Annotated in this window: 4 protein-coding genes; 2 read left to right on the top strand and 2 right to left on the bottom strand. The window is 37.2% G+C overall.

Translation table 11 applies throughout. The annotated features are described in order from the left end of the window. Together WFK35_RS21810 and WFK35_RS21805 are read left to right on the top strand one after the other, a co-directional pair. Nucleotides 1-641, top strand: a 641-nt coding sequence (locus tag WFK35_RS21810) for an NAD(P)-dependent oxidoreductase (protein ID WP_336734661.1), incomplete at its 5' end; no start/stop codon positions are given. Nucleotides 642-778: 137 nt separating this feature from the next. Next, complete coding sequence (locus WFK35_RS21805; RefSeq protein WP_214589805.1) at nucleotides 779-1,288, top strand: pyridoxamine 5'-phosphate oxidase family protein; 510 nt, start codon at nucleotides 779-781, stop codon at nucleotides 1,286-1,288. Between the two features lie 137 nt (nucleotides 1,289-1,425). Here the strand turns inward: WFK35_RS21805 and WFK35_RS21800 are convergent, their stop codons facing one another. Together WFK35_RS21800 and WFK35_RS21795 are read right to left on the bottom strand one after the other, a co-directional pair. Beyond that, nucleotides 1,426-2,217 (bottom strand): phosphatase PAP2 family protein, encoded by a 792-nt coding sequence (locus WFK35_RS21800; protein ID WP_336734658.1) that lies wholly within the window; start codon nucleotides 2,215-2,217, stop codon nucleotides 1,426-1,428. Between the two features lie 176 nt (nucleotides 2,218-2,393). Then, on the bottom strand, nucleotides 2,394-3,115 hold a 722-nt coding region (locus WFK35_RS21795; RefSeq protein ID WP_336734656.1), incomplete at its 5' end, for an SDR family oxidoreductase.

Genomic DNA, 3,115 nt, shown 5'->3' with positions numbered 1-3,115 from the left:
ACGAAGCAGTAAAAGACGTTTATCAGAAAATACTTTCACTGGATATCTCAGAAAAACTTTTTATTAATATGAGTACGATTTCGCCGGAAATGACGGGAGAAATTTCGAGTGCTGTGAAAATAAAAGAAGCCGGTTTTATTGATGCTCCGGTTGCCGGAAGTACAAAACCTGCCGCAGAAGGCACACTGCTGATTATGGTGGGTGGAGAAGAAAAAGATATCAAAAGAGCCGAACCTTATTTACAGAAACTGGGAAAAACTATTAAACATTTGGGAGAAAACGGAAAAGGAATTGCAGCGAAGCTTTCGGTGAACTATTTTCTTTCAGCAATTTATCAGGGACTTGCGGAAACAGTTCTGTTTTCGGATAAACTGGGAATCAACCGTAAAGATATGCTGGAAATCATTAATGAAAGTGCGAGCGGAAGCGGCGCTACCAAAGTAAAGACACCACTTTTAACGGAAGAAAATTATGATCCCGCTTTTGCTTTGGATTTGATGCTGAAAGATATTGTACTGGCAAAGAATGCAGGAGCAGATTTTCCACTGTCTGAAACGTTAATCAGAACGTATCAATCTGCTCATGATGAAGGTTTTGGAAAAGAGGATGTGATCGGGATCATTAATTATCTGAAAAAATAACTCAACAAAAATCTTCTCAAAATATATCGTCTTCTCCGATTTTTCTGTGGATTTTTTTAATTGTGGTCGGGTTTTTGAATAAACAACCGTAATTAAAATTCAGTTTAAAAGAAAACCAATCACAAAAATATAATATTATGTCTACAGAAAATCTTACCCACACGGAAGCGATTAAAAAAATTAAGGAATTATCTGAAAATGCAAAAATCTGTATGTTTTGTACAGAACTGGAGAAACTTCCGATCAATTCCCGCCCGATGTCCCTTCAGGAAACCGATGACGAAGGAAATCTCTGGTTCATCAGTAGCGATACAAGCAACAAAAACTTTGAGATAAGGGATGATAAAAGAGTTCAGTTGTTTTTCATGAACAATTCTGATTATGAATATCTTTCAGTGTATGGAGAAGCTGCCATCTATAAAGACCGATCGACAATTGAAGATAAATGGTCGCCAATGGCAAAAGCATGGTTTGAGGAAGGAAAAGATGATCCGAATGTATCAATTATCCGTGTAGAACCGAAAGAAACCTATTACTGGAATACAAAAGCCGGAAAACTGGTAAGTCTTTTCAATTTTGTAACTTCAGCCATTACAGGAAATACAACAGATAATTCCGACGGCGTGGAAGGAAAAGCAACGGTTTAAGATTTGTTTAAAATAATTTGAAAAATGGTTTGTGTATCAACACAGTTCGTTTTTCGGATAAATAAAAAGTTTAAACAGACTTAATAATTAAAATAAAAAGCAGTGGAGAAATTCACTGCTTTTGTTTTGTCTGATGGTTAAAAATTTTTCACAAACCCGATTCCTACATTTCCTTTCTGATAGTAAGGCATCATCATTGCCTGAGATTTTTCCGGCTTTCCGCCTAAGAGTTTATTGATTTTCGGATAAAGCCAGTACGCAAGTTCTGTGGATAAAATCCCGAATCCTGCTCCGCCAATAACATCTCCGAACCAGTGTTTGTCATTCAGCATTCGATATACTCCTGTAAAAACCGCCAAAGAATACCCTGAAATTCCCAACAAAAGATTGTGGTCTTTATATTCCCTGAACATAAACTGCGCCGATGCAAATGCAATTGCCGTATGCCCCGAAGGAAAAGAAAGCCTGTTGGAATGATCCGGTCTTTCTTCTTTTACAGCGTGTTTCAGCGGAATGGTAATGGCGGAAGTTATCATCATGGAAGTTCCGTAGATAATGCTTCTGTCACGGAAATTATGTTTTCCTTTTACTCCGAAAGCATTCAGACCATAGACTAAAACTGCGGGAGCAAATTGAGTATAATTATCCAGTTTAATATGATCCGGTTTATGTTCGCTTATTTCGTATTGCGTAGAAGAATTCAGGTTTTTTAGTTCATCAATGCTCAGACTGGCAATTCCGTAAGAAATCAGTACGGTAGGAACGATAAGCTTTTTATAACTGAATTGATGCGTCTTATCTTCAGGAAGACTTTTAAGAACTATTGCAGAATCTGCATTATCCTGAAACTGCAGGCTGTCCGCTTCCTGAGCGGAAATCAGTTGAAAACTTCCGACAATCAAAAATAGTCCTGCAAAGAATTTTTTCATATAATAAAATTTAATGATGAAAAGATCAGAGTATGAATATACATAATATTATTTTCAAATATAAGCGAAATCTTAAAATACAGTTTTACATAATTTTTATGCTTATCGGGAATTGCATAAAATAACCCACACAAAAATGTGTGGGCTAAAGCTAATTTATAAAATAAGGCTGAGTTTTATCCGTTAACAACGATTCCTCCGTTCGGATGCAGAACCTGTCCGGTAAACTGTGCAGCCTCTTCGCCTGCCAAAAAAAGGAAACTGGAGGCAACTTCTTCCGGTGTAGCATTTCTTTCAAAAGGAGGTTTGTCCGGATCTTCTTTCTCTTCATCAAAAGTCTCTTTGGTTAATGGAGTTGCTACAGGTCCCGGAGCAACGGCATTCACACGGATTCCTTTAGGTCTTGCCTGCAATGCCAGAGATCTTGTAAAAGAAACAATGGCGCCTTTTGTTGCTGAATAATCGAGCAGTTCAGGATGTCCCTGATAAGCCGTTGCGGAAGTAGTATTGATGATAGAACTTCCCTCTTTCAGATACGGAAAAACAACCTTCGTTAATAAAATCATACCGATTATATTTGAATTAAAAGTTGTCCGGATATTTTCTTCTTCGAGTTCTTCGATACTTTTTGAAGGAAACTGTGTTCCGGCATTATTAACAAGAATATCAATCTTTCCGAATTCTGAAATAACTTTTGAGGTTACCTCTTCACAAAATTCATAATCATTAATATCTCCTTTGTAAACAGAACATTTTCTTCCGGCAGCTTCAATTTCTGATTTCGCTTTTTCTGCATCTTTTTCATCGGAATGATAGATAATCGCAATATCTGCTCCTTCTTCAGCAAAAAGCAATGCAGCTACTTTACCTATTCCGCTGTCAGCTCCTGTGATAAGAG

This window comes from Chryseobacterium sp. VD8 (assembly GCF_037149975.1).
Lineage (GTDB): Bacteria > Bacteroidota > Bacteroidia > Flavobacteriales > Weeksellaceae > Chryseobacterium > Chryseobacterium indicum.
This window is presented reverse-complemented; position numbering and strand designations above follow the sequence as displayed.

Excerpts from the sequence above, each read along its gene's own strand:
- WFK35_RS21800 (WP_336734658.1), bottom strand. The coding sequence starts at position 2,217 with ATGAAAAAATTCTTTGCAGGACTATTTTTGATTGTCGGAAGTTTTCAA.
- WFK35_RS21805 (WP_214589805.1), top strand. The coding sequence starts at position 779 with ATGTCTACAGAAAATCTTACCCACACGGAAGCGATTAAAAAAATTAAG.